The organism is Primorskyibacter marinus, assembly GCF_003313245.1.
Classification (GTDB): domain Bacteria; phylum Pseudomonadota; class Alphaproteobacteria; order Rhodobacterales; family Rhodobacteraceae; genus Primorskyibacter; species Primorskyibacter marinus.
In genome coordinates, this window is sequence record NZ_QJSD01000006.1 from 86,169 (window position 1) to 110,471 (window position 24,303).

Here is a 24,303-nt window from a genome sequence, read left to right on the forward strand (position 1 = left end):
CGCCCCGGTCGTATTTCAGCAGAAGGACTACCGCCATGACTGATAGTACTCGCCAAAGCCTGCACCGCCTCGAGTCGATGGGAAATGCCGGCATGATCGACGCATCGCGGGCGCTGATCGATGCCGATCCGGCGATCCTGCAAGAGCTGGGGCTGACCGCCGACCGCGCGTCAGAGTTGATGAATACGCAAATTGACAGGCTGGAAAGCGTCGGTGGCAAACCGTCACAACTAGAGGCGATTATTCGCGCCGTGGGCCGCCCGCCGCTGATCGTGCGTGGTGGTAAGGTCGAAGGGAAAACCTCGCTCAGCACCGATTTTCCGGCGGATATCGACCTGCGGATCGGCAAGGTCGAGGCGGCTGTCGCCTCTGTCGGGCGGATCGAATTCATCAATCACGACTATAGCTGGGGCGGCACGGGCTGGGTGATCGACAAGACCGGCACCCATCTGCTGATCGTCACCAACCGGCATGTTGCCAAGCTGGTCGCCCGCCGCAGCTTTCTGGGCGATGGTGTGTTCCTGTTCGCCCCCGGTGCCGCCAGATACGGGGCGCGGATTGATTTCCTGGAAGAGGTGGGTGCCGACCCGGACCCCACGCGGCTGTTTGACATCGAAAAGTTCACCTATATCGCCGAAGATGCCGCCGCTGACGTGGCGATTGCCCGGATCGCCCTGCCCGCCGATGGTGCCGCGTTCAGCCCTGCGCCCATCGACCGCGCGGATACGGACGCGCAACACGGCGAAACCGTGGCTGTCATCGGCTATCCGGCGAAGGATTCCCTGCGCAACGATCCCACGCAAATGGCGAATTATTTCCGCAATCTCTACGATGTGAAACGGTTCTCGCCGGGCTTTCTGATCGAGGATGGCGGCATGACGATCCTGCGCCATGATTGCACGACGCTGGGGGGCAATTCCGGGTCTCCAGTGATCTCTCTGGACAGCGGCAAGGCGGTGGGGCTGCATTATGCAGGCACATTCGGCGTTGGCAATTCGGCGGTGCGGATCAGTACGATCAATGCCCTGCTGGACGGCGCAACGCCGAACTCGGTGCCCGGTTTCGATATTGCCCAGGCAGAACGTCGCGATGGCAGCCATGATGCCGCGCATTTCGAAGGCCGCGAGGGCTATGACCCGGATTTTCTACAGGTCACCGCCGTGTCGCTGCCCACAGTGCCGCAGGGCTTTGGCCTTGCAACCCCTTCGGACGCCACGGCCTGCCGACCGCACGAGCTGCGCTATCAGAATTTCGGGGTGCTGTATTCCGGCACGTTCAAGACGCCGATCCTTGCGGCGCTGAACATCGACAGCGAACAAACCCGCCCGCAAAAGCGCGGCAGCGACAAATGGTATGCCGACCTGCGCATTCCGGCCGAGGTTCAGCTTGACAAGGAGGATTACGATCATGTCGATATCGACCGGGGCCACCTGATCCGCCGCGCCGCCACCAATTGGGGGGCGGATGACGCGCAGGCGAAACGCTCGAACGATGACAGTTTCCACTACCCTGTCGCCGCCCCGCAGCACCGGGCCTTCAACCGCAGCAATGCGCAGTGGCTGGGGCTTGAAAACTACATCATGTCCAGCGTGCGCACCCACGGGTTTCGCGCCTGCGTTTTTACCGGCCCGGTCCTGTCCGGCGACGAACCCTTGCTGAAAGATACCGGGGCAGTGGTGCCGTTGAAGTTCTTCAAACTGGTGACGATGCTGGCCGAGGACGATGGCAGCGATGGCATTCTGCGGCTGCATGCGACGGCCTATATTCTAAGTCAGGTCGAAGTCATCCAGCAATTGCTTAGCGATCAGGGCCGGGTGGAGGCCGTAGGCGGTTTCGAGTTCGGTGCCTACAAGACCTTTCAGGTGCGTATCAAGGATCTCGAAACCATGAGCCACCTCGACTTTGGCCCGTTGCGGGACGCTGATCCTCTGGCGCGGCGTGTCAGCGAAAGCGAAGCTGTCGGGGCAAGCCCGCGTCCCGTCGTAGAAGTCGAAAGCTTTGCGAATATCGTGCTGTAGGGGCCGTTTGCGGGTCTCTGACAAGACGGTGGACAGCAGATGTCGGAACGCAGACAGTGGGCACCCGATTGCGGTGGTCGCTGCGTCCCGGCGATCCGCTCCTTTGCGGAATTACGGCAAATCCATGCGCCGCGACATTGCATCGGAAGATGGTTCTGCGGCCCAAGATAAGCTTGGACCGCAGTGCGGATACCTCAATCGTACAGGACGGCCTGAATCTCGTCATCGTCAATGTTCGACTGGTCGTAGTAGTAAAAGCCTGTATCGATGATCGCGGGCAGTTCCTCGCCATTTATGGCAGCAATCGCGGCTTTCACGGTTTCATATCCAATCCCGACAGGGTTTTGCGTGATCGCACCTGCCATCAGGCCATCGCGGATCGCGTCGGTCTGGGCTTTGCCGGAATCATAGCCAATCACTGTGATACCTTCACTGCCCATCTCGCGCACGGCATTCACAACCCCGATGGCAGAGCCTTCGTTGGTGCCGAACATCCCGTCCAGATCGGGGTTGGCCGTCAGAATCGCCTTGGCCACTTCGGTCGATTGAAGCTGATCGCCCGCGCCGTATTGCACGCTGACAACTTCGATGTCCGGATAGGCCGATGCAATCTGATTCAGGAACCCATCGCGCCGGTCGATGCCGGTGCGGCTGGTCTGGTCATGTGCAACGACAGCCACTTTGCCCGCACCACCAATAAGTTCAGCCATCTTGTCAGCGGCAAGCGACGCCGCGGCGACGTTGTCGGTCGTTGCCGTCGTGGCCGGAATATCGCTTTCGACACCGCTGTCGAATGCGATGACAGGAATGCCCGCATCGGCGGCCTGTTTCAGCAATGGAATGGCGGCCTGACTGTCGAGCGCCGCAAAACCGATGGCGGCAGGATTGTTGGCCAGGGCCGCGGCCAGCATATCAATCTGACGGTCGACCATCGTTTCGTTATCGGGGCCTTCAAATGTGATCCGGACGCCGAATTCTTCGGCGGCCTGATCGGCACCCTGTTTCACGGCTTGCCAAAACTGGTGCTGGAACCCTTTGGAAATCAGCGGGATGTAGGTTTCCCCGTCCTGCGCAAATGCCGATGGGGCCGCCCCCAGGGCGAGAGTGGCGCTTAATGCGCCGACGAGTATACGACGTGACAACATGTGGTTTCCTCCTCGGTTGTCGGTTGTTCCGGCCTGTTTTTTTGGGTTGGTGGCCGGCTTTCTTGGTGATCCTGATGTCAGTTGGGCTTCTTGCGGCGCATCATGTCGGCATAGACCGCCAGAATGATGATCGCGCCGGTGACAACGGTTTGCCATTCCTGCGCGACGGACAGAACGCGCAGTCCGTTGGTCAACACCGCCATGATCAGCGCCCCGATCAGCGAACCAAGGATCGAACCGCGCCCGCCGGACAGGGATGTGCCGCCGATCACAACCGCCGCGATCGCCTCCAACTCGTATCCCAGACCCAAAGCAGGTTGTGCAGAGTTCAGTCGAGACGCAATAAGCAGGCCCGCGATGCCGACAATGGCACCCGCCAAAGCGTAGATGGCAATCTTCCAGCGATCCGTGTTGACGCCCGACAGGCGGACGGATTCTTCGTTGGACCCCAGCGCAAAGCAATACCGGCCCAGAACGGTGCGGTTCAGGATATAGGCGGTCAAAGCAGCAACCATGAACAGGATCAGCACGCCATTCGGGATTGGTAGCGCAGGGATCAGATTGCCAATCAACGATCCGCGGGAGATTTCGCTGAACCCCGGCGTGTCATTGAAATAGATCGGCCGGGTGCCTGAAATCACAAGGCTCAGCCCCTTGAGGATCAGCATCATGCCGAGCGTCGCAATAAACGGCGGGATTTTCATCTTCGCCACGAACGTCCCTGAAAGAGATCCGGCAAGCGCGCCTGTCGCGATGGCCGCGACGACACCCAGCAAAAGCGGCATGCCGGCATAGGTCAGCACCACACCGGTTATGACGGCGCAGAACGTCATCATGGTGCCAACCGACAGGTCGATGCCGCCGGTGATGATGACCAAAGTGACCGCGACAGCCAGCACGCCGTTGACGGATGTCGCTTGCAGGATCGCGATCATGTTCGACATCTGCATGAAGTTGGGCGACGCGATGGAGAACCCGATCAGCAACACGATCAGACTGGCAAAGGCCAGCACCCGTTGGTGCGTGCCGGTTGCAATGATGCGCGACAGCGCGGATTTCGGGGCATCGACTGTGGTGCTGGTCATTGTGTTTCCTCCGCGCCGACCAATGCGCTCTCGCGCTGCGTGGCCAATTCCATGATATCTTCCTGTGTGGTATCTGCGCCGCCCGGCAAGATGCCGGTCAGCCGCCCTTCGCACATCACCGCAATGCGGTGGGAAAGGCGCATGACCTCGGGCAATTCCGACGAGATCACGATGATCGCACGGCCTTGGGCCGCAAGATCTTCGAGCAAAGCATAAATTTCGGACTTTGCGCCCACATCAATGCCGCGCGTCGGTTCGTCAAAAATCAGCACGTCGCAGTCGCGCAACAGCCATTTGGCAATCACCACTTTCTGTTGGTTGCCGCCCGAAAGCAGCCGCACGTCCTGCATGTCCGAGGGCGTCCGGATACCAAGGCGCTCGATATACTTCACCGCAATGCGTTTCATCGCAGCTTCATCCAGAACGCCCGCGCGGTTGGTGAACTTGTCCATATTGGCCATTGCGATATTGGCGCGGACGGTCATGTCGACGGCAAGCCCGAAATGTTTGCGATCCTCGGACAGATAGCCGATGCCCGCCTCGACGGCCGCGTGAGGCGTGCGAATATTCACCGGTTGGCCGTCCACCAGGATCTCGCCCGCGTCGCGCGGATCGGCCCCAAAGATGATCCGCGCCACTTCGGTGCGCCCCGCGCCCATCAGGCCCGCGAAGCCCAGAATTTCGCCTTTGCGGACATCAAAGCTGACATCGCGCACGTCTTTTCCGCGCGACAGGTTGCGCACTTCAAGCGCGACAGGGCTTTGTGACGTATCGGGGAAAACCGGTGCATTCTGCGTCACTTCACGGCCAACCATAAGTTGGATGATTGTCGAAAGCGGTGTGTCAGCCGCATCCAATGTGTCGATATAGGCACCATCGCGCAGGATGGTCACGCGGTCGGCGATCCGTTTGATCTCGTCCATGCGGTGGCTGATATAAACGATGCCCACCCCATCGGCCTTGAGCCTTTCGATCACTTTGAACAATTCAGCGATTTCAGCGTCATTCAGCGCGGCTGTTGGTTCATCCATAATCAGCACGCGCGGATTATAGGACAGCGCCTTGGCGATCTCGATCAGTTGTTGACGGGCAATGGTCTGGGTGCTGACCTGCGTGCGCGGATCCATGGCCAGTTGAAGCGAGGCGAAGATCTCTGCCGTCTTCTTGTTCAGCGCCGTTTCGTCGAGCCTGCCTAAACTGCGACGCGGCTCTCGCCCGATCAGGACGTTCTGTGCGGCAGTGAGGTCATTCATCAAGCTCAGCTCTTGATGAATGATGCCGATTCCAAGGTCTTGGGCCGCGCGCGGGCTGTCGGGAGTGACGGGTTTGCCATCGACAAACATCTCGCCGCCGTCACGGGCGTAAATGCCCGACATGATTTTCATCAAGGTCGATTTGCCCGCGCCGTTCTCGCCCATCAGGGCGTGAACTTCTCCCGGTTTCAAAGAGAACTGCACCGACTTGAGCGCGTGAACGCCGGGAAAGCGCTTCTCGATGCCCTTCATTTCGACCAGATAACTCACGTCTTGCAGCCCTCCCAAGCTAGTCGTTCGCGCTAGATCACCGCCTTGCCTTGGTCCGGAAACGGGTGCCGGGTAGCGCAGCAATTTTTGCCGCGCGACGCAAACATGCCGGTTGAGGTCCGAGAGTTGCCCAAAGCCAAACGCCCCAACATCCGAGATGCAAAAAGGGCTGTCTTTGCGTGGATTTGCATTAAACCAGCATACAGCGCAGCATCCGTGCCCCGGTCCGTTTTGGCTGTCAGGAAAATGGCGTTGTTGAGCATCATTTCGATCTCATGGTCACATGACCGTCCCGATCTGCCAAGGGACAAACTCGACCCCGCCAAATCCCAGCTCTTCACTTTTTGTCTGCTCGCCCGAAGCGATGCGGATAAACATCTCAAAAATGTCGCGGCCCTTGTCCTTCAGGCTGACGCCTTCACTGATAATATCGCCGCAGTTTACATCCATGTCATCCGCCATGCGACGATACATTTCCGAATTCGTGGCAACCTTTATGCAAGGGGTCGGCATATACCCCGAAACAGAGCCTCGCCCGGTCGTAAAGACAATCAGGTTCGCACCAGAGGCAATCTGACCGGTGACAGAACAGGGATCGAAACCGGGGCTGTCCATGAAGACAAAGCCTTTTTTCTCGATCTTCTCGCCAAACAGATACACATCCGTCAGAGGCGCGCTGCCGCTTTTGGCGACGGCCCCAAGTGATTTTTCAAGGATTGTGGTCAGGCCACCGCGCTTGTTGCCGGGGCTTGGGTTGTTGTCCATCTCACCGTGATTTCGGGCGGTGTAATCTTCCCACCACCGCACGCGGTCGATCAGCTTTTCACCCACTTCGACCGACACCGCGCGACGGGTCAGCAAGTGTTCGGCACCGTAAATCTCTGAGGTCTCTGACAGAATTGTTGTGCCACCGTGGCGCACCAACAAGTCCGAGGCGACGCCCAGCGCGGGATTTGCGGTGATGCCGGAATAGCCGTCCGAGCCGCCGCATTGCATCCCGACCATAAGTTCGGACACCGGTGCGGGTTTACGGGTGGCCGTGTTAGCCAGTTCTGCGATGCCGTGCAATTCCGCAAGCCCCTTTTCAATCGTCTTGCGGGTGCCGCCTTCGTGCTGAATGGTCATATAGCGCAGCGCGCCGTCCGCGCGGATCGGTCGTCCCCCCACAAGGGCCGAAACCTGCATCACCTCGCATCCAAGTCCGATCAGCAGAATGCCGCCAAAATTCGGATGCTGCGCATAGCCTGAAAGGGTGCGAAACAGCGTGTCATAGCCTTCGTTTTCACCCGACATGCCGCAGCCGGTGCCATGTGTGATCGGAACAATGCCGTCGATATTCGGATAGGCATCAAGCAGGCCGGACTTCTCGGCGGCTTCAGCGATGAATTTGGCGACGGAGCCGGAACAATTCACCGATGTCAGAATGCCAAGGTAGTTTCGCGTGCCCACGCGTCCGTCGGCGCGGTGATAGCCGTCAAACGTTCGGGTATCAGGCACTGCATCAAGCGTGGCCGCCTCGCTGGCATATGCGTAATCGCGGGAATGTTCCCCCATCCCAAGGTTTTGCACATGAACATGTTCGCCGGGCGCAATATCCGCCGTCGCCTGACCGATGATCTGACCGTAGCGAAGGACGTTTTGGCCGGCATTTATCGCAGCAACCGCAACCTTGTGCCCCTGCTTGACCGATTGCAAAAGCGCAGGCCCGTCGGTGGTGCCTGTCTGGCCGGCGGCGATATCGTCCAATGCAATCGCCACATTGTCCTGCGGGTGAAGGGTCAGCATGCGTGGCCGCTGGCTCATGTGATGCGTTCCTCTGGCTGATTGCTGGGCGCGTGGTTCCCCCAAGCCGTAACTTGACTTGCGCGACCTGTCAACTAACATGCCAGTTTAGAAATATGGAAATGCCTTCACCCATGGTCACGCTTGATATCACCGGATTGGACGGCGCCTTGGGCCAGCGCGTCTATGTTGCGCTGCGCAATCGCATTCTGGACATGACGCTGAAGCCCGGCGCGGTCTTGCGCAAAGGTGCCCTGTGCGAACAGCTTGGCGTGTCCCGATCTCCGGTGTCAGAAGCGTTGGCGCGCCTGTCCTCGGACGGACTGGTCGACATCATCCCGCAATCCGCGACCCGCGTATCGCAGTTTTCGATGGCTGGGTTGCGCGAGGACAGCTTTCTGCGGGAGGCCGTCGAAGTGGCCGCCGTTGCGCGGGTTGCCGAAATACGCACGGCTGAACAGCTCAAACAACTTTCAAGAAACCTGCGATTGCAAACCTTGCTGGTCGAGGATGAGGATTTTCAGGGCTTCTTCGAGGCCGATCTGATTTTTCATGAACTGATCCTCGGCTTTACCGGATTTCCCAAGGTTGCCCTCGCCGCTGGTCAGATGTCGCTTCAGCTTCAACGCGCCCGGATGTTGATCTTGCCGGAACAGGGTCGCCCCTCCGAAGCCGTGACAGAACACATGGCGATCCTCAAAGCGATCAAAGCGCAGGATGTGACAGCGGCACGATCCGCCATGACGGGTCATCTGGGACAACTGATAAGCCGCATTGAACCACTTGAGCGCCAGCATCCCGAATTCTTTCACCGCAACTGAAAAGATCCCTGATGAACCTGACCCGAACCAACGTCCTCAACCATCGAACAAAGTCGCCGCTTGAGCTGACACAGCTTGGCTTCGGAGGTGGGCCCTTGGGAAACCTTTATCGCAGGATCGCGGATGAGACAGCCCAAGCCACGCTTGATGCGGCCTGGGCCGCTGGCATCCGGTATTTCGACACGGCACCGCAATACGGGTTGGGCCGGTCGGAGATGCGGTTTGCAGAAGCTTTGTCCCGGTTCGATGCACATGCGCTGACACTCTCGACAAAAGTCGGCCGGGTTCTGCATGATTGTGCACCCGAACATGTCACGCCCGAGGCCTTTGTCGATGTGCCGCAAAAGCGGATCGTCTTCGATTACACCTATGACGGTGTCATGCGCAGCTATGAAGACAGCGTCAGCCGACTTGGCACCGACCAGATTGATATTTTGTTCCTGCACGACATAGACGCGGGCACGCATGGCGTTGAAGGGAGTGAAGACAAGCTGCGCGAACTGTTCAATCAGGGCGGATACCATGCGTTGGCCGAGCTGCGCGACGCGGACCGGATTGCAGCCATCGGTGCCGGTGTGAACACATGGCAGATTTGCGAACGCCTGCTGGGCGAGGCGGATTTCGACGGCTTTCTGCTGGCCGGACGTTACACACTGCTTGAGCAAGAGGCGCTTGACAGCTTTCTGCCACTTTGCGTCAAGCGGGATGTGGGGATCATTCTGGGCGGGCCGTACAATTCTGGCATCCTTGCGACCGGCGCGGTTGAAGGCGCAAGATATGACTACGCACCAGCATCCGAGGAGGTGCTGCAACGTGTCCGCAAGCTGAGCGACGTTTGCGCGGCCCATAAAACCCCGCTTATTGCTGCCGCCCTTCAATTTCCACTTGCCCATGAGGCAGTTAAAACTGTGATACCGGGGGCCTCCACGCCCGACGAGGTGCGCCAGAACATCAAGATATTCGAAACGCCCGTACCGGCAGCCTTATGGTCCGATCTGAAAGCCCAAGGTTTGATCCATCCGGACGCCCCACTGCCAGAGGATATATAGATGCTTCGTAATGTTCCGCCCATCCTGTCGCCTGACCTGCTTCACAGTCTTCGTGCCATGGGCCACGGGGATGAGATCGTCATCGCGGATGCGAACTTTCCGGCGACGGCTTTGGGCTGTCGCTGCCATCGCCTTGACGGGGTGACCGCCACCGAGGTTCTTGAGGCGGTCCTGACCGTGCTGCCGCTGGACAGTTTCGTCCCGAACCCCGCGCATGTCATGGAGGTCGTCGATGATCCCGACGCCGTGCCGCCTGTTGTCGCGGCGTTTCAGACGCTCATCACCGAGACCGCCGATACTCCCGCGACTTTGCACAGGCTGGAACGTTTTCGATTTTATGACCGCGCCAAATCCGCCTTTGCGATCGTGCAGACCGGCGAGACACGGCTATATGGCAACATCCTTCTGAAGAAGGGCGTGATCGGCAACTAAGTCACACTTGGTCAGCAACTGATCCGGCCGAGGCGTTGATCTGCAATTCCCCGAATTGCCGCGTCATTGGACGGCTGGGGTTGAATCGTCGCGTGCCTCGGCCTTCGGTTTGACATGCCGACGTCTACTGGCTTCACTGTATAGTCTGCTGCGAACCTTGGCGATCAAAGCCGATAGTCAGGACATTGTCGGTGCCGGCGATCTTCCCTATAAACGGGATGACGCCTTGTTGTGGCTCACTTGGCGCACGCCCTGAAAATGATTTTACCGGTATGCTGGCGCCAAAGCACCCGGAACTGGGGTTGGCACAATGAATGCACCGCGCCTGACTGACATCACCTTGCTCAATGGCCCCGCCGAAGGCCCCGGTTACTCGCCGGGCGAGCATGGCGCGGGCATCGTGCATCTTGGGGTTGGCGCATTTCACCGCGCCCACCAAGCGGTGATGACCGATGACGCTTTGGCCCGGCAGGGCGGTGATTGGCGGATTATCGGCGTCAGCCTGCGATCGACGGCGATTGCGCAGGAACTGAACCCTCAAAATGGCCTGTATACCCTGATCGAACGGGGCGAAAACGGCACCAAAGCCCGTATCGTGGGCGCGGTGCAGAAAGTCATCGCGGCCAATCCCGCCGCCACGCTGGATGCGCTTTGCGATCCGTCCATTCGTGTCGTGACACTTACCGTGACCGAGAAAGGCTATGGCATCGACCGTCAGGCGCGGGGGCCAGACGCTGCGCATCCGGCGGTCAAGGCGGATCTGGCGCAACCGGCTGCCCCCGCCGGTGTTCTGGGATTGTTGACCGCCGCGATCAAGCAGCGCCGACAGGCGGGGCATGTGCCATTCACAGTGCTGTCTTGTGATAACCTTCCTGAAAACGGCGCGTTGCTGCGCGATGGTGTGATCGGCTTTGCAAAGCTGTCCGGGGATGCGGAACTGAGCGATTGGATTGCGCAGAATATCGCCTTCCCGTCCTCAATGGTGGATCGGATCACCCCTGCTTCGACGGACGAAACCCGCGCCGAGGCCCTTCGTCAAACCGGCTGCGAGGATCAGGCGACGGTCGAAACCGAGCCGTTCATCCAATGGGTGATCGAAGATCATTTCCCCTCCGGCAGACCGCAATGGGAAGAGGGCGGTGCGCTTTTCGTATCGGACGTGGCACCGTATGAGAAAATGAAGCTGACAATGCTGAACGGCAGCCACTCGATGCTGGCCTATACGGGCTTTCTGGCCGGGCGGCGCTATGTGCGGGACGTGATGGCGGACCCGGCGCTGGCCCAGCTTGTAAAAAGGCACCTGAAGGCCGCCGGTGATTTGTTGCAACCTTTGCCGGGTATTGATGTCGCGGACTATGCCGCAGCCTTGGCGCAGCGGTTTCGCAACCCGGCGATTGCGCATGAAACCTATCAGATCGCGATGGATGGGTCTCAGAAGTTGCCACAGCGCATCTTTCAGCCCGCGATTGCCGGGCTGGAGGCCGGAAGCGACCTGCGTCCTTTTGCATTTGCTACAGCGATGTGGATGCGGTTCTGTCTTGGCCGCTTGGACGATGGCACCACGCATGATTTGCGCGATCCGCGCGAGGCTGAAATCAGCGCTGCCCTTCGCGATGTGCCGCGCAGCGCAAGCGCCATATCCGACGCGGTGCATACCCTGCCGAACCTCATCCCCCAACGTCTTGGCGCGGATCCGGAGTGGCGGGCGCATATCGAACAGGTCCTGTCCGTTGCGTTCGACCAGGGATGTCTGGCCGCAATCCAGCAAGAAGCAGACCGGGCGTAAGCGACGCAACCTTGAAGGGTTCAGCGCACGAATATCCGGTACCATGACGTTTGGTCCGTGCGCCCAATCTTGGCGCGTGCAACGGTCCTTGCGCAGCGCGCGAACCTTGCCTGACCGGGACGGATTGACAGGTATGTGACGGGCTGACGGCCTATGCCGTGGCGGCTCCGGACCCGCCTTGCACCCGGCATCTTTACGTCGCATCCTGCACCGAACGTAATGAAAGGCCTTTCCATGAAAGTTGTCATTATGGGTGCGGGCGTCATCGGCGTCACCACCGCGTATTACCTTGCCAAACAGGGTGCGGAGGTGGTGGTCATCGACCGCCAAACGGGACCGGGACTGGAAACCAGTTATGCCAATGCGGGTCAGTTGAGCTATGGCATGACGTCTCCATGGGCCGCACCCGGCATCCCGATGAAAGCCGTCAAATGGATGTTCATGAAGCGCCGTCCGCTGTTCATCTGGCCGCTTATCAGCCCGACCATGTGGAAATGGTGCGTGCAGATGGTCGCGAACTGCAACGAGGATAGCTATCGCATCAACAAGGGGCGCATGGTGCGCGTGTCCAGCTACTCGCGCGATGTCATGCCCGACCTGATCGCCGAGACCGGGATTGAATATGACGGTCGCGCGCAAGGCACCTTGCAGTTGTTTCGCACCGCAAAACAGATGAAGGCATCAAAGGCCGATCAGGATATTCTGGCCGAATACGATTCCCCCTACGAGGTGCTTGGCCGCGACGCTTGCATCGAAGTCGAACCGGCGCTGGCAGAGGTGCGCAACAAGTTTGTGGGCGGCCTGCGCCTGACCGCTGATCGCACCGGTGATTGCCGCATGTTCACCATCGCATTGACAGAAAAATGCGTCGAGATGGGGGTGGAGTTTCAATACGGCCAGCCGATCAAATCCATCGCGATCGAGGATGGCAAGGTTGCCGGCATAGACACGGAAATCGCCGGGCGCATAACGGGCGACGCCTATATCTGTGCCATGGGCAGCTATGCGGTGAACGCGCTGAACCCTATCGGCATCAAGCTGCCCGTCTATCCGGTCAAGGGCTATTCGGTCACGCTGCCCGTCACCGATGATGCATTTGCGCCGCAATCCACGATCATGGACGAAACCCACAAGGTCGCCATCACCCGGTTGGGGGATCGGATCAGGGTGGCGGGCACCGCTGAAATCGCAGGTTACTCCGACCGCCTTGGCCCGCATGCCACGGACACGGTGAAGCATGTGATCGGCGACCTGTTTCCCAAGGGTGGCGACATTTCAAAGGCTGAAGGCTGGACCGGCCTGCGCCCGATGACACCCGACGGCACGCCGGTTCTGGGTCCGACGCAATATGACAACCTTTTCCTGAACACGGGGCACGGCACCTTGGGCTGGACCATGGCTTGTGGCTCCAGCCGTGCCGTGGCTGACGTGGTGCTGGGCAAGACGCCCGAGATCTCCTTCGATGGGCTTACGATGGCACGGTATCAGAAATGATGCTGCGCTTTTCATTTGGATGGCGGCGGTGGTCGATTGAAGTTCCTGACACTAATGAGGTCGCAATATGAAGCGCTCACGCATTAACGAAATCCTGATGGCGGCGGATGACATGATCGGGCAATACGGGTTTGTCCTTCCGCCTTTCGCCTACTGGACACCCGAAGAATTCAAGGCCCGCAAGGACACGGCCCGCAACGTGATCGACGCCCGCTGCGGTTGGGATATTACCGATTACGGGGCCGGGGATTTCGACAGGATGGGCCTGTTCCTGTTCACGCTGCGCAATGGGCGGCTTGCGGATCTGCAACGTGGCGGCGGGATGTGCTATGCTGAAAAACTGCTGATTTCGCGGCAGGATCAGCTTAGCCCGATGCACACGCATGTCATCAAGGCCGAGGATATCATCAACCGTGGTGGCGCGACGCTTGTCATCGAACTGTTCGGATCTGACGATCAGGGCGGTTTCGCGCAGGACAAGGGCGGCACGGTCTTCTGCGATGGTATCCGGCGCGATTATGCCCCCGGCGAAAAGCTGTCTCTTGCGCCGGGTGAAAGCGTCACCCTGATGCCCGGAGACTGGCACGCCTTCTGGGGGGACGGCGGCGATGTGCTTGTCGGCGAAGTCTCGACCGTGAATGACGACGAGACGGACAATATCTTCCGCGAACCGATCGGCCGTTTTGCCACGATCGACGAGGACGTGGACCCCAAACACCTGCTGGTCAGCGACTACCGGACCTGGCTTGGCTAACGGAAATCTTTGCTTCAGACAATTCCGGTCGCGGCGCGGGCAGACACTGAAAGGTGGCGGTCCTGCCTTCTGTTGCTGACACCGGAGGTGCTATCACAAGGCGACAGATCCGCCCCGACAAAGGCCTCTGCTTGAGTTTCGGCGTGTCCCATGCCTATTAATTTCTTGCGATTAACTGCGGGGCGCTGCGTCAGATAGACGGACGTGGCGTGCTCTACCTAACCAGTCGGACGGGCACGATTAAGAGGATCATCAAATTGAAATCCAAAATACTTGTCTGCGGCGGCGCGGGGTACATCGGCTCTCACATGGTGCGGCAGCTGATGGAGCGAAGCTATGATGTTGTCGTTTTCGATAACCTGTCGCAGGGCAATGCCGCGTCCGTACCTTCGACAGTGCCGCTGGTCGAAGGGGATCTTCTGGACACCGACGCACTGGCGCGGCTGTTCGCTGAGCACAGGTTTGACGCCGTTTATCATTTTGCTGCGCTGATCGCCGTGGGCGAGTCGGTGGTGGCACCGGATATCTACTACCGCAACAACGTCGTCGGCACGCTGAACCTGCTGGACGCGATGCGCAAAGCTGGCGTGGACCGTATCGTGTTCTCCTCCACCGCCGCGACTTTCGGAAACCCGCAAACCGCACTGATTTCCGAAAGCCACCCCCAGAACCCGCTGAACCCATACGGGCGCACCAAGCTGATGATGGAACAGGTGCTGGCGGATTACGGTCACGCCTTCGGTATCCGCTCTGTCTGCTTTCGGTATTTCAACGCTGCCGGTGCCGACCCATCGGGCGAGATCGGTGAAGCACATGAACCGGAAACGCATCTGGTGCCCAATATCCTGCTGGCAGCCCTTGGCGAGCGGCACATGCTGGATATTTACGGCGACGATTACGACACGCGCGACGGCACCTGCACACGCGACTATATCCACGTCAACGATATCGCCTCGGCCCATCTGGCGGCGCTGGATTACATGGATGCAAATCCGGGCGCGCATGACTTCAATCTCGGCAATGGCAATGGTTTCACGATCATGGAAGTGCTGGAGGCGGCTGAAAACGTCACGGGCCGGAAAATTCCTTATCGTATCGAGCCAAGACGTGAAGGCGACGCCGCGACGCTGGTGGCCGACAGCAGCCGCGCGAAAACCCTGTTGGGCTGGACACCCGAGTTGGCGGATATCGAAACGATCATCAAGACCGCATGGGACTGGCACCAGGCACCAAAATACGGACCCTACGCGAGGTAACGTCCCGCAAGGGCTGGTCGATGGCCCTGCGATCCCTGTGTCTTATGACGTACCCTTTTGTTTTTTCGCTGGTATTCTTTCTGTCGCATGATTAGCAGCCAGCCCAGATGGGTGCGCTGCATCGTGAAGTTATTGGACGGCATTATCACGCCTTTTTACACTGGGACGACGCAAGGACGGGAAACTGTGCCATGGATCAACAGGCGACTACCGAACTTCAAAACCATCGCGCGTTTTTAGAGGGACAGCACGACTTTCAGGCTGAAATCGAAACAATCCTCAGCAGTGAAACCATTGGCGTCATCCTGGAAACCGTCATGCTGGCGACCGGCACTCGGTTTGCTGCGGTTGCACGCGTGACTGACGACCGCTGGGTTGCGTGTCGTACCGTGGACGAAATCAACTTCGGCCTGCAAGCCGGGGACGAGATCAACATACGCTCTACCTTTTGCCGAATGGTCCGCAACACATCGGAAAGGATCGTATTCGAGGATGTGAACACTGACGAAGTTTATGCGGGACATCCCATTGCGCAAGCGTTCGGAATTGTAAGCTATGCCTCGATTCCAATCTTTCGCAGCGATGAGACTTTCTTTGGGACGCTCTGCGCAATCGACACCGAACCCCGAAACCTTCGGCACCCCAGGGTGTTGGCCATGTTGAAGATGTTTGCCGACGTCATTGGCCGCAGTCTGGAAACCGAAGAGCGACTGGAAGCGCAAGAACAGTTGGTCGATCACGAAAAGGAAATGGGCAAGCTACAGGAAGAATTCCTTGCCGTTCTGGGACACGACTTGCGCAATCCGATCGCCGCCCTCAAAGCAGGTCTGCGACAACTCGTTCGGCACCCGGAACCCGAAAAACTTGCGGTCTTGTTGCCGTTGATGACTCAATCCGTCCACCGGATGCAGGAATTGACAGAGAACATGATGCTGCATGCCAAGGCCCGGCTGGGCGGTGGCATTCGTGCAGAGATCATTCCGAACGCACCGCTTGCGGACGCAATCCGCCATGTCGTCGAAGAGGTGCGGGCGGCGTCGCCGAACCACCGCGTCGAACTGACCATGAGTTTCGACGAGACCATCAGTTCGGATGCGCACCGCATCGGTCAGGCCGTGTCGAATATGCTTGCGAACGCCGTACAGCACGGCGCGGAAGAGCATCCGATCCATGTTATCGCCAAGGACGTGGAGTCGGGCGTTCAGATATCGGTGGCAAACCGTGGAGACCCGATCCCCGACGGACTTCGGAGCGCGCTGTTCAAGCCGTTCAACCGCGGCATCCACGCAAAGGGCGCGGGCCTTGGGTTGGGCCTGCATATCGCCGCATCCATTGCCAAAGCGCATAATGGCCAGTTGGATGTCAGTTGCGTGGACGGGGTCACGACGTTTTCGATGAGTATCCCGAAACTGACCTAAAAACGGCGGGCATGTCTTCGCGTGTCGTCATTTGTCCTCGCCCGTAATCGCATCAAGCGTCGTTCGGGCGAAATCCAGAAATTTCTGTGGTGCCACAAAAAACTGCTGCACGACAACATTGCCGCCACGCGTCCCGACTGCCAGCTTGATCCCGTCATCCGTGCCGCGAACGTCGAGTGAGTTCAAGGTTTCGGTAAAGCTCTGATAGTCAGCCTGCGGCGCGCCAGTTGCAGTATCCCAGATGATCAGATGTTCATCATTGGATATCGTGGCTACGAATTCGCCCGCCGGCAAGGCGCGGGCACCGGTCAGCGTGGAACGGTGTTCTTGCAGCAGACGTATCGCATCCGTTTCGGGCCACCAGACGCTGCCTTGCCAATCAGCGGATCCCGCCACGACAAAACTGCCGTCGGATGAAAAATCCAGCGCCGTGATGTTTCCGACATGGTACTGGGCGAGCTTTGCCAGCGTGCCCGCGCCGGTATCCGGGTCCAGATCGTATAGACGAATATTGCAATCGCTCCCTCCGACGGCCAGCCGTGCGCCATCGGGGGATAGTGCGAGCGATGTCGGAAAGGCCGGTCTTCGGCACGCGTGCCCCTCGGATCGGCTGGTTTCCACCTCGGCCTGAAAGCGCACGAGAGCGATATGATCGGATTTGGCGCTTCCGCAAACATCGGACTCCGTTTCGCAAACCAGAATCCACTCACCGTCAGATCCGCCTACATGCACCGCAAACCGGCGACCATCGTCGGACATTGCCAGTTTTCTGCCCCGCTTGCGAAAATTCAGCGCGTCACCCGTCAATGGAATTTCCAGATCCGTCCATTCGCCAGTGGCGGTTCGCCGGAACGTCCTGACGGCGGGCGCGTACATGCTGGCCATCATCACGTCGCCTGCCTGAGAACTGGCCAGCATTTGCGGACTCGCATCGGCATCCGAAGCAACGTAGATCGGTGTCGCCTTGTCATTTTGCGCCTTGGACCAGATCGTCGTCCGGTCTGTATACCCCACCCATTTGCCTTTCGGCCCCATGGCAACTGACTGCACTTGCGCGGAATTGCCCGAGACCCGCCCGCTAAGCGAGTAATCAGTCAGGCGTGACGCAAAAGGTGTCCAGATGCGGGCCGTGTTGTCCAGCGCAGCGGTCAGGACTTCGTTGCTTTCCGGCGCGAATTCCACCGTCCGGGGGGCCCTTTGGTGGCTGCGCAAAATCGTCAACGGTCGCCATTCATCGGTGCGGTACAGAAACGTCGTGCCGTCCCAGGATGTCGCCGCAAGAAGGCTGCCTTGGTTGTTGAAACTGAGATCCCAAATATCCGAATCCTGCCAGAGCCTGCCATCAGACAGAGAAACCGCGGGCAAGCTGCTTGTGTCACCGGCCTGCCGCGACAATCGCCAAAGGCGCACGGCGTCATCATTGCCCCCCGACGCAAGAATATTTCCGTCGGGTGAAAAGCTCAGGCCTTTGACCGCCTGCGAATGGCCTTCCTTTGAACAGGTCGTCGTCAGCCCGTCAGGTGTCATCAGACAGACGGTCCCGTCCTGACGGCCAAATGCAGCAACCACCCCGTCAGGTGAAAAGGCAACCGACCAAATTCTGGCCGACCGCGGAGCATATTCCGACCCATCGGCCAGGTCGAGTGTTTCGCCGTCTCCTCGCGCGACCAGATTGCGCGAGGTGAAGATCCTGTGACGCCCCCAGCGCCCCGTCGCCATTCGTTGCCAGACGTGAATATGGCCGGTCAGGGATCCGGCAATCAAGAACCTTCCATCCGCCGAAAAATCCAGTTTTGAGATCGTGGAATAGCCCCATTCTGCGGGTCCGGCGTAAAGCTCTGTCACAGTGGGCGGCGCGCGCCCATTTGTCAGGTTCTCGACCAGAAGAACCGCGCCGCGCTGCGTACCGACAGCGATAGTGCCGTTTGTCGCGACCGCCATCGACCTGCCTTGTAGACCATCGCCACGGCTGAGCGATTGCGCAAGTGGAACGACACGAATGGGCTCGGAATTGTCGTAGCGATCCCAGACGAACAACTCCAACCCCTCGGTCAGCGTGACGATCTGCGTAGCACCGTCAAGGAATGACGCGGCATAGACCGCATTGACCGCCCCAGGCCCGTGACCGAAGCGCCGAAGTTCATGAATATAGGTCAGCGACTGGCGAAGCTGTCTTTGTCCAAAATCCAGTGATGCGGGGTCCAGATTGACTTCTATGGCATAATCCAGCGCCGAGGCCGCGCGAAATGCAACGTCAAACGGGTCTTGCGCATAGGACGTGGGTTGGATCGCCGACAAGGTTTGTCGTGCGGCTTCCTGTCTTGTGGCCCGGGCATCCGCTTCTTCCTGCTGCGCCTTTTGTTCAGCAAGCAACAGCTTTGCCTGCGCCAGTTCTTCGGATTTTTGCAGGCTGTCCAGTTCGGCTTGTGCCAGTGCCCTGCGATCGCCTGCTCGGTCAACGACAATCGCGGCCCCGACAACCAACGCGAGCGCGACCACGCCGAACAACGTGGCTTTCTCATAGACCGCATAGCGTTCAGATTTCCGGACGAACCCGCGCACGCGTTCAAACACATCCCTGGGGCTGAGCGTTCCGCTGTCGTCCACCCAGTTCAGATGCGCCAGATGCCGTTCCGCCCAAGCGGCGTTGGGCCGTCTCGTCGCCCACCATTCCGAATGGCGTTTACGCGCATTCTTTCGCAGCAAACCGCTGCCGATCAGCCGGTCCCACAGGCCGCCACGCGCAGTCGTTTCCCTGTCATAGGCAAGCCGCGCAAGGAAACGTATATTCGACGCAGAGGCGCTTTCCTCGGGCAACCATGTGTCGCGCAGCGGCTGCCAGAGGCGCAATACGCATTCATGGGTCACGTCCACGGTGTCGTCGGGGTCTATGCCGTCAAATTCTCCGGCGACGCGCAAATAGCTTTCGGTGCCGTCCTTGAAGGCCGAAATCACCGCGACCAACTCGTCAAAACTGCAATCGAGCGTCGCGGCCGCCTCTATCAGCTTGATCGGACGACGGATGTCCCGGCCCCGGCTGTTCAGTGTCGTCAACGCACAAAACAGCCCGCGCGTGATCTTCTGATCGTGGCTGGACAGGCCGTTGTAGATCTTGTCCAGCCGGTGCGACAGCGACATGCGCAACGCGTCATGCCCGCCGCTGCGCGACTTTCCGGGGGTCTCGGCAATATCGAAGGCGCGGAAAAAGTCCGACAGACCGATGGTGACATGGCCTTCGGGTTGTTTGCGTCGCGCATCAATATACAGCAACCGAAGCGCATGCTGCATAAGCGGCAGCTTGTCCAACTGCTCTTCCAGCCCGTTCAGCAACCAGACGGCCAGCTCTGGCTCTATCGTGCCGCCAAACAGCGAGATCGGGCCTTCGATCGCCTCCTGCATCTGGAACCTGTCCAGCGTTGGCGTCAGAAACTGGCTGTGGTTGATCGCGCTTGTCAGGCCGGAATAGCGCGAGCATTTCTCCAATTCGTCCGTGCGGATGGTAATGACAACATAGACGTCCCGGCGCGCCGCGGTCGTCTTGAGCAACACATCGACAAAGCGCGATGCCTCGTGCGGGTCGTCCTGCGCATAGCGAAAGATCTCTTCGAACTGATCGACGAGGATGACGATGGGCCGCCCTTCCAGCAAGGTAATCCCGTCCAAGGCTTCGTTCAGATTACTGGACCGTCTTTCGATGTGGTTCAGAAAGAGGTTGCGCAGTTCTTCGACAACCGGCACCTGTTCGTCGTTGGGATCAGGGGTGCCACGACCGCTTTCTCCGGTGACGATTGCCTTTGCCAGTGCCGAGGCGAGCCGGTCCAGCGGATCGGTTTCCGGATACAGATCGCAATAGATCCAGTCAGACCCACGATCTCCAAGGAACCCGGCCTCCAGCGCGTTGAACAGGCCTGTCCGCGCCAGCGAGGATTTCCCGCATCCGGACGGGCCAGTGACGCAAAGGAATTGGTTCTCGGCCAGCTTGTCGAGCATGTCGGACACATGGTCGTCGCGTCCGTAGAAAATATCGAACTCTGACCGCAGAAACGACCGCAAGCCGGGATAGGGTGTCAGGCTTTCTACGGGTTGATCCATCGCGTCACTCATGGTGTGGCTTGCACGCCAAGCGATGACAGGAACGCCCCCATCGACACCTCATCAATATCCGAGGAAATCCGGATGACATGGATGCCCGGACCGCTGGGACAGGGGGTGGCATCTTCGGGTGCGGCATTTCCAAAGGCAATTTCGAACCTTTGTTGTTCCTCGTTCCACACGGCTTTGCGCCAGCGCCGAAAAAAACGGAAATGCGCGCGTGCCCGTTTCTGGCCCTCGATCTGGTCGCCATAGACCAGCACAATGGCGTCGTTGTCGCGCACGGATTCCGACAGGGCCTCCATACTCGCGTTGTAATCGACGTAATCGACCAGAACGTGCTTGTCCAAGGCCGCGCCGATCTTGTCGCGCAGAACGGCATCGGATCGGGCCGCATCAATCGACACAAGCGGAGGGAATTCCCCCGGAACAGACTGAAAGATTTCTTCGCGGCGAAGGTCGGATTGGATCACCTCTTCTTTTTTGCGGGCCAGCTTCACACTATAGGCCTCGAAATCTTCGAAACTGGATCTGTGGCTTACCACGGTGCGCAGAAACTCGGCATAATCCTCGCCGCATTCGGCCAGATCGAAGCCGCGGGGCATCCAGACGGCGGCTTCGATCCCGACTTCTTTTGCGATGCCATGCTGTGCCACACTGCTGGGCAGGCCCTTGTAATCCTCAACGCGGCGGCCGGGGATCGCGCCGATCACCTGAACAAAGATATGCGCGGCGTTCAGATGGTCGCGGATGATCGCGGCATTCAGATCCTCTGACACCCGGTCCAGACGGGTGACACCAAAGCCGGCATCCAGATAGACCCGCTCCAGCCGGTCGGTTTCAGTTTTGGTGTCGCTGGTGGACGCGGCCAGCACGATTTGCACCAAGCTGTCGTCACTTGGCACACTCTGGTTCGGTGCTGCGGTAACCTGCCTGTCGGGAATGCTGTTTGACATGGTCTTGATGTCATCGACCAAGCGTTGCAACTGTTGTCGATACCCTTCTTGCGCCAGACCTGTCGCCGTCTGCGGCAAGGGATGGCCAAAGCGCACGGATTTGCCCGCTTGTTCCGCCCAGAATCGGATTGAAAGCAAACCGCGCAACTCATTGCGAAGTGCGACCATCGGGTGATCGTCAGAGGTGGTCCAATGATCGTCCAGTTCCACAAGGATCAGGCTTTTGCCGAGCTTGATGAAGGTTCGCAGTTCCTTTTCGCAACTGCTGGAGCGGCAATAATTCTCAGACAGGAACACCAGCCCGATATCGGATTTGGCGATTTCCTCGGCAATCTTGTCGTCGATCCAGTCACCGGTGCGAAGCGCGCCTTCGGTGTCCTTGACCAGTTGATAGCGGCTGTCGGATCCGTCGGCACCAAGCTCATACCTTACATCGGCGAGCAACTCTCCCATGCGACTGGAATTGAAGCGCGGCCGATGTCTGGCATCGCGATGACAGTAGCTGACAAAGAGCGAGGTTGAGGAAATCGTATTTTCCACCATAACGGTATCCGGTTTTCTTTTAAATCAATGTACAAAAATCACTAAATAATATCTAGCTTACGCGAGAATCCTCAAAAATACAACGCAGGCTTGTGTGGTAGGCCCATTGTTTGATGTGACGCTTTTGAACTCGGATGGTTCGTCCCGACGCTGACATCGGGTGATGAGGGGCAATCTTTCCTGTTTCACATAAGCGCAGGTGGAGCGGACACGCCCCATTTCCCAAAAAGCCACGACGCCGTGGCGTGCCGCCGGGCCGACGGGGTATGCAAACGGGTGCTGCCCACAAATTGGGGTTGTTTTGCGGTGAGCAAGATCCTTGACCGCATGAATGTGAAACTTGGTCTATTTGTGGGTCCAGACGTGCAAACGGGGCCATTGAGACCCCGTTCGCGGTTCTTATGATCTGTTGATAGCGCTTAGTGGCCGCCATCCGACTGCATCGCTGTTTGACGCAACTCATCTTCGGTGATCGCTTTTGCACCGTTGAAGACGATGTTCAAAAACACCGCGGAAAATGCTGCCAACAGGATGCCAGAGTCGATCAACGGTTCGATCGCATGTGGCAGATGCATGGAGAATTCAGGCGCGATCAGCGGAATCATTCCCAAACCCAGCGAGATTGCCACGATCAGGCCGTTATAGCGGTTCGTCTTGAAATCGACCGCACCAAGGATACGCACACCGGTTGCGGCAACCATGCCGAACATCACCAGACCAGCACCGCCAAGAACGGACACCGGAAGCGCCTCGACCAGGGCACCCATCTTGGGCACCAGGCCCAACACGATCATGATCGCGCCGCCCATGACACAGACATAGCGAGAGCGGATGCCGGTGACACCGACCAGACCGACGTTCTGGCTGAACGAGGTGTACGGGAAGGTGTTGAACAGACCGCCAATGACCGTGCCCAGACCATCGGTGCGCAGGCCGGCCGAAAGCGACGGGCGTTCGATCTTCTTGTTGCACATTTCACCGAGCGCAAGGAACATGCCGGTGGATTCGATCATCACGACGATCATCACCAGCGTCATGGTCAGGATCATGATCGGATCAAAGATCGGAACACCCCAACGCAACGGTGTGATCAGCGCAAACCACTGGGCTTCGCCGACGCTGGCGAAATGCATGAAACCCATCGACGCGGCCAGAATAGCCCCAACGACAATTCCGCACAGCACCGAAATATTCGCCAGGAACCCGGTGAAGAACTTCATGATCAGAATGATCGTCAGAAGAACGATGCCGGAAATGGCCATATTCGGCAGCGTCGCGTAGTTGACGTTCTCCTCGGTTGGCGCAAGCGTCAGCCCTTTCGGGATCTCGGCGACGACGCCGGGCGCGAGTGTGCGAAGCCCTTCAAGCCATTCAGCATGCTCGGTCGCGACGACTTGCGGTGCTGTCGGGCCAACTGGCAGACCGAAGATCCAGTTGATGCCGACACGCATCAGGGTAACGCCGATCACAAGAATGATTGTTCCTGTCACGACCGGCGGAAAGAACCTTAACATGCGGCTGACCGTCGGGGCCAGAAGCATCGCGATGATGCCCGCCCCGATGATCGAACCAAAGATCATACGCGCGCCGTCAACGCCCGGATTGGCGATGCCGATGGACACCATCGGACCGACGCTGGCAAATGTAACGCCCATCATGACCGGCAGCTTGATACCGAACCATTTCGACGCCCCAAGCGATTGGATGATGGTCACAACGCCACAGACAAAGAGGTCGGCAGAGATCAGGAAAGCCACCTGTTCGGGGTTCAGCTTCAACACGCGGCCCACGATCAGCGGAACGGCAATCGCGCCCGCATACATGACCAGCACATGCTGTAACCCAAGGGTGAATAGCTTCGCCGGTGGAATCTTCTCGTTTACGGCATCAACCGATGACGGATTGATGGTTGCATCAGTCATGTGTTCGTTCCTCCTCCTTAATTCCAGACCTGCGCTCTGGCGTGATTTTCAGTCTGACCCGACAGCTTGCCATCGACCCTGCTTTTTCAGCCGCAGCTGAGAAACTCGTTTCGAGCGATTGCGGAATGGCTCGGCAGCCTGCGGCTGCGCCGACAAATTCGCCACAACCAATCCTTGGGATTGATCTCAATTTCTGTGCGCGCGACGCCTTGCACGGCTGTTTCGGA

The 24,303-nt window shown here is 58.8% G+C and carries 17 protein-coding genes; 9 read left to right on the top strand and 8 right to left on the bottom strand.

What is annotated here, in order from left to right:
* The first annotated feature begins 35 nt into the window (after positions 1–35).
* Positions 36–2,018: a DNA/RNA non-specific endonuclease gene (locus DMZ65_RS10250; protein ID WP_116598810.1), complete on the top strand. Its 1,983-nt coding sequence runs from the start codon at positions 36–38 to the stop codon at positions 2,016–2,018.
* Between the two features lie 194 nt (positions 2,019–2,212).
* Here the strand turns inward: DMZ65_RS10250 and DMZ65_RS10255 are convergent, their stop codons facing one another.
* The 5 genes from DMZ65_RS10255 to DMZ65_RS10275 form a co-directional block, all read right to left on the bottom strand.
* A complete protein-coding gene (locus DMZ65_RS10255; protein ID WP_116598811.1) occupies positions 2,213–3,163 on the bottom strand; it encodes an ABC transporter substrate-binding protein in 951 nt (316 codons plus the stop codon).
* Between the two features lie 77 nt (positions 3,164–3,240).
* Positions 3,241–4,248 carry an ABC transporter permease gene (locus DMZ65_RS10260; RefSeq protein WP_116598812.1) on the bottom strand — a complete coding sequence of 336 codons (1,008 nt, stop codon included), beginning with the start codon at positions 4,246–4,248 and terminating at the stop codon, positions 3,241–3,243.
* Positions 4,245–5,771, bottom strand: coding sequence for a sugar ABC transporter ATP-binding protein (locus DMZ65_RS10265; RefSeq protein WP_198662659.1), 1,527 nt, complete (start codon positions 5,769–5,771; stop codon positions 4,245–4,247). Before DMZ65_RS10265 ends, DMZ65_RS10260 begins: the two co-directional genes overlap by 4 nt.
* Positions 5,772–5,803: 32 nt before the next feature.
* Positions 5,804–6,037, bottom strand: a complete 234-nt coding sequence (locus DMZ65_RS10270; RefSeq protein ID WP_116598814.1) for a hypothetical protein — start codon at positions 6,035–6,037, stop codon at positions 5,804–5,806.
* A 13-nt stretch (positions 6,038–6,050) separates the two neighbouring features.
* A complete protein-coding gene (locus DMZ65_RS10275) occupies positions 6,051–7,574 on the bottom strand; it encodes a UxaA family hydrolase (protein WP_116598815.1) in 1,524 nt (507 codons plus the stop codon).
* Between the two features lie 113 nt (positions 7,575–7,687).
* On the opposite strand from DMZ65_RS10275, the gene DMZ65_RS10280 reads away from it, so the two are divergent.
* The 8 genes from DMZ65_RS10280 to DMZ65_RS10315 all read left to right on the top strand — a co-directional run bounded on the left by DMZ65_RS10280 (position 7,688) and on the right by DMZ65_RS10315 (position 16,563).
* Positions 7,688–8,374, top strand: a complete 687-nt coding sequence (locus DMZ65_RS10280) for a GntR family transcriptional regulator (protein WP_232824962.1) — start codon at positions 7,688–7,690, stop codon at positions 8,372–8,374.
* Between the two features lie 11 nt (positions 8,375–8,385).
* A complete protein-coding gene (locus DMZ65_RS10285) occupies positions 8,386–9,423 on the top strand; it encodes an aldo/keto reductase (RefSeq protein WP_116598816.1) in 1,038 nt (345 codons plus the stop codon).
* Positions 9,424–9,855, top strand: coding sequence for an RbsD/FucU family protein (locus DMZ65_RS10290; protein WP_116598817.1), 432 nt, complete (start codon positions 9,424–9,426; stop codon positions 9,853–9,855).
* 310 nt (positions 9,856–10,165) lie between these two features.
* Positions 10,166–11,641, top strand: a complete 1,476-nt coding sequence (locus DMZ65_RS10295) for a mannitol dehydrogenase family protein (RefSeq protein ID WP_116598818.1) — start codon at positions 10,166–10,168, stop codon at positions 11,639–11,641.
* A 234-nt stretch (positions 11,642–11,875) separates the two neighbouring features.
* Positions 11,876–13,135 (top strand): D-amino acid dehydrogenase, encoded by a 1,260-nt coding sequence (locus DMZ65_RS10300; RefSeq protein WP_116598884.1) that lies wholly within the window; start codon positions 11,876–11,878, stop codon positions 13,133–13,135.
* A 67-nt stretch (positions 13,136–13,202) separates the two neighbouring features.
* The gene (locus DMZ65_RS10305; protein WP_116598819.1) at positions 13,203–13,889 is read left to right on the top strand and encodes a D-lyxose/D-mannose family sugar isomerase; all 687 of its coding nucleotides are present in this window, start codon (positions 13,203–13,205) and stop codon (positions 13,887–13,889) included.
* Positions 13,890–14,146: 257 nt separating this feature from the next.
* Complete coding sequence (gene galE / locus DMZ65_RS10310; protein ID WP_198662660.1) at positions 14,147–15,145, top strand: UDP-glucose 4-epimerase GalE; 999 nt, start codon at positions 14,147–14,149, stop codon at positions 15,143–15,145.
* Between the two features lie 191 nt (positions 15,146–15,336).
* Positions 15,337–16,563 carry a GAF domain-containing sensor histidine kinase gene (locus tag DMZ65_RS10315; protein ID WP_116598821.1) on the top strand — a complete coding sequence of 409 codons (1,227 nt, stop codon included), beginning with the start codon at positions 15,337–15,339 and terminating at the stop codon, positions 16,561–16,563.
* Positions 16,564–16,590: 27 nt separating this feature from the next.
* Here DMZ65_RS10315 and DMZ65_RS10320 read toward each other — a convergent pair whose 3' ends face one another.
* The 3 genes from DMZ65_RS10320 to DMZ65_RS10330 form a co-directional block, all read right to left on the bottom strand.
* A complete protein-coding gene (locus tag DMZ65_RS10320) occupies positions 16,591–20,667 on the bottom strand; it encodes an nSTAND1 domain-containing NTPase (protein ID WP_116598822.1) in 4,077 nt (1,358 codons plus the stop codon).
* The gene (locus DMZ65_RS10325; protein ID WP_116598823.1) at positions 20,664–22,154 is read right to left on the bottom strand and encodes a toll/interleukin-1 receptor domain-containing protein; all 1,491 of its coding nucleotides are present in this window, start codon (positions 22,152–22,154) and stop codon (positions 20,664–20,666) included. The genes DMZ65_RS10320 and DMZ65_RS10325 overlap by 4 nt, the downstream gene beginning before the upstream one ends.
* 419 nt (positions 22,155–22,573) lie before the next feature.
* Positions 22,574–24,076, bottom strand: a complete 1,503-nt coding sequence (locus DMZ65_RS10330) for a nucleobase:cation symporter-2 family protein (protein ID WP_116598824.1) — start codon at positions 24,074–24,076, stop codon at positions 22,574–22,576.
* Between the last annotated feature and the right edge of the window lie 227 nt (positions 24,077–24,303).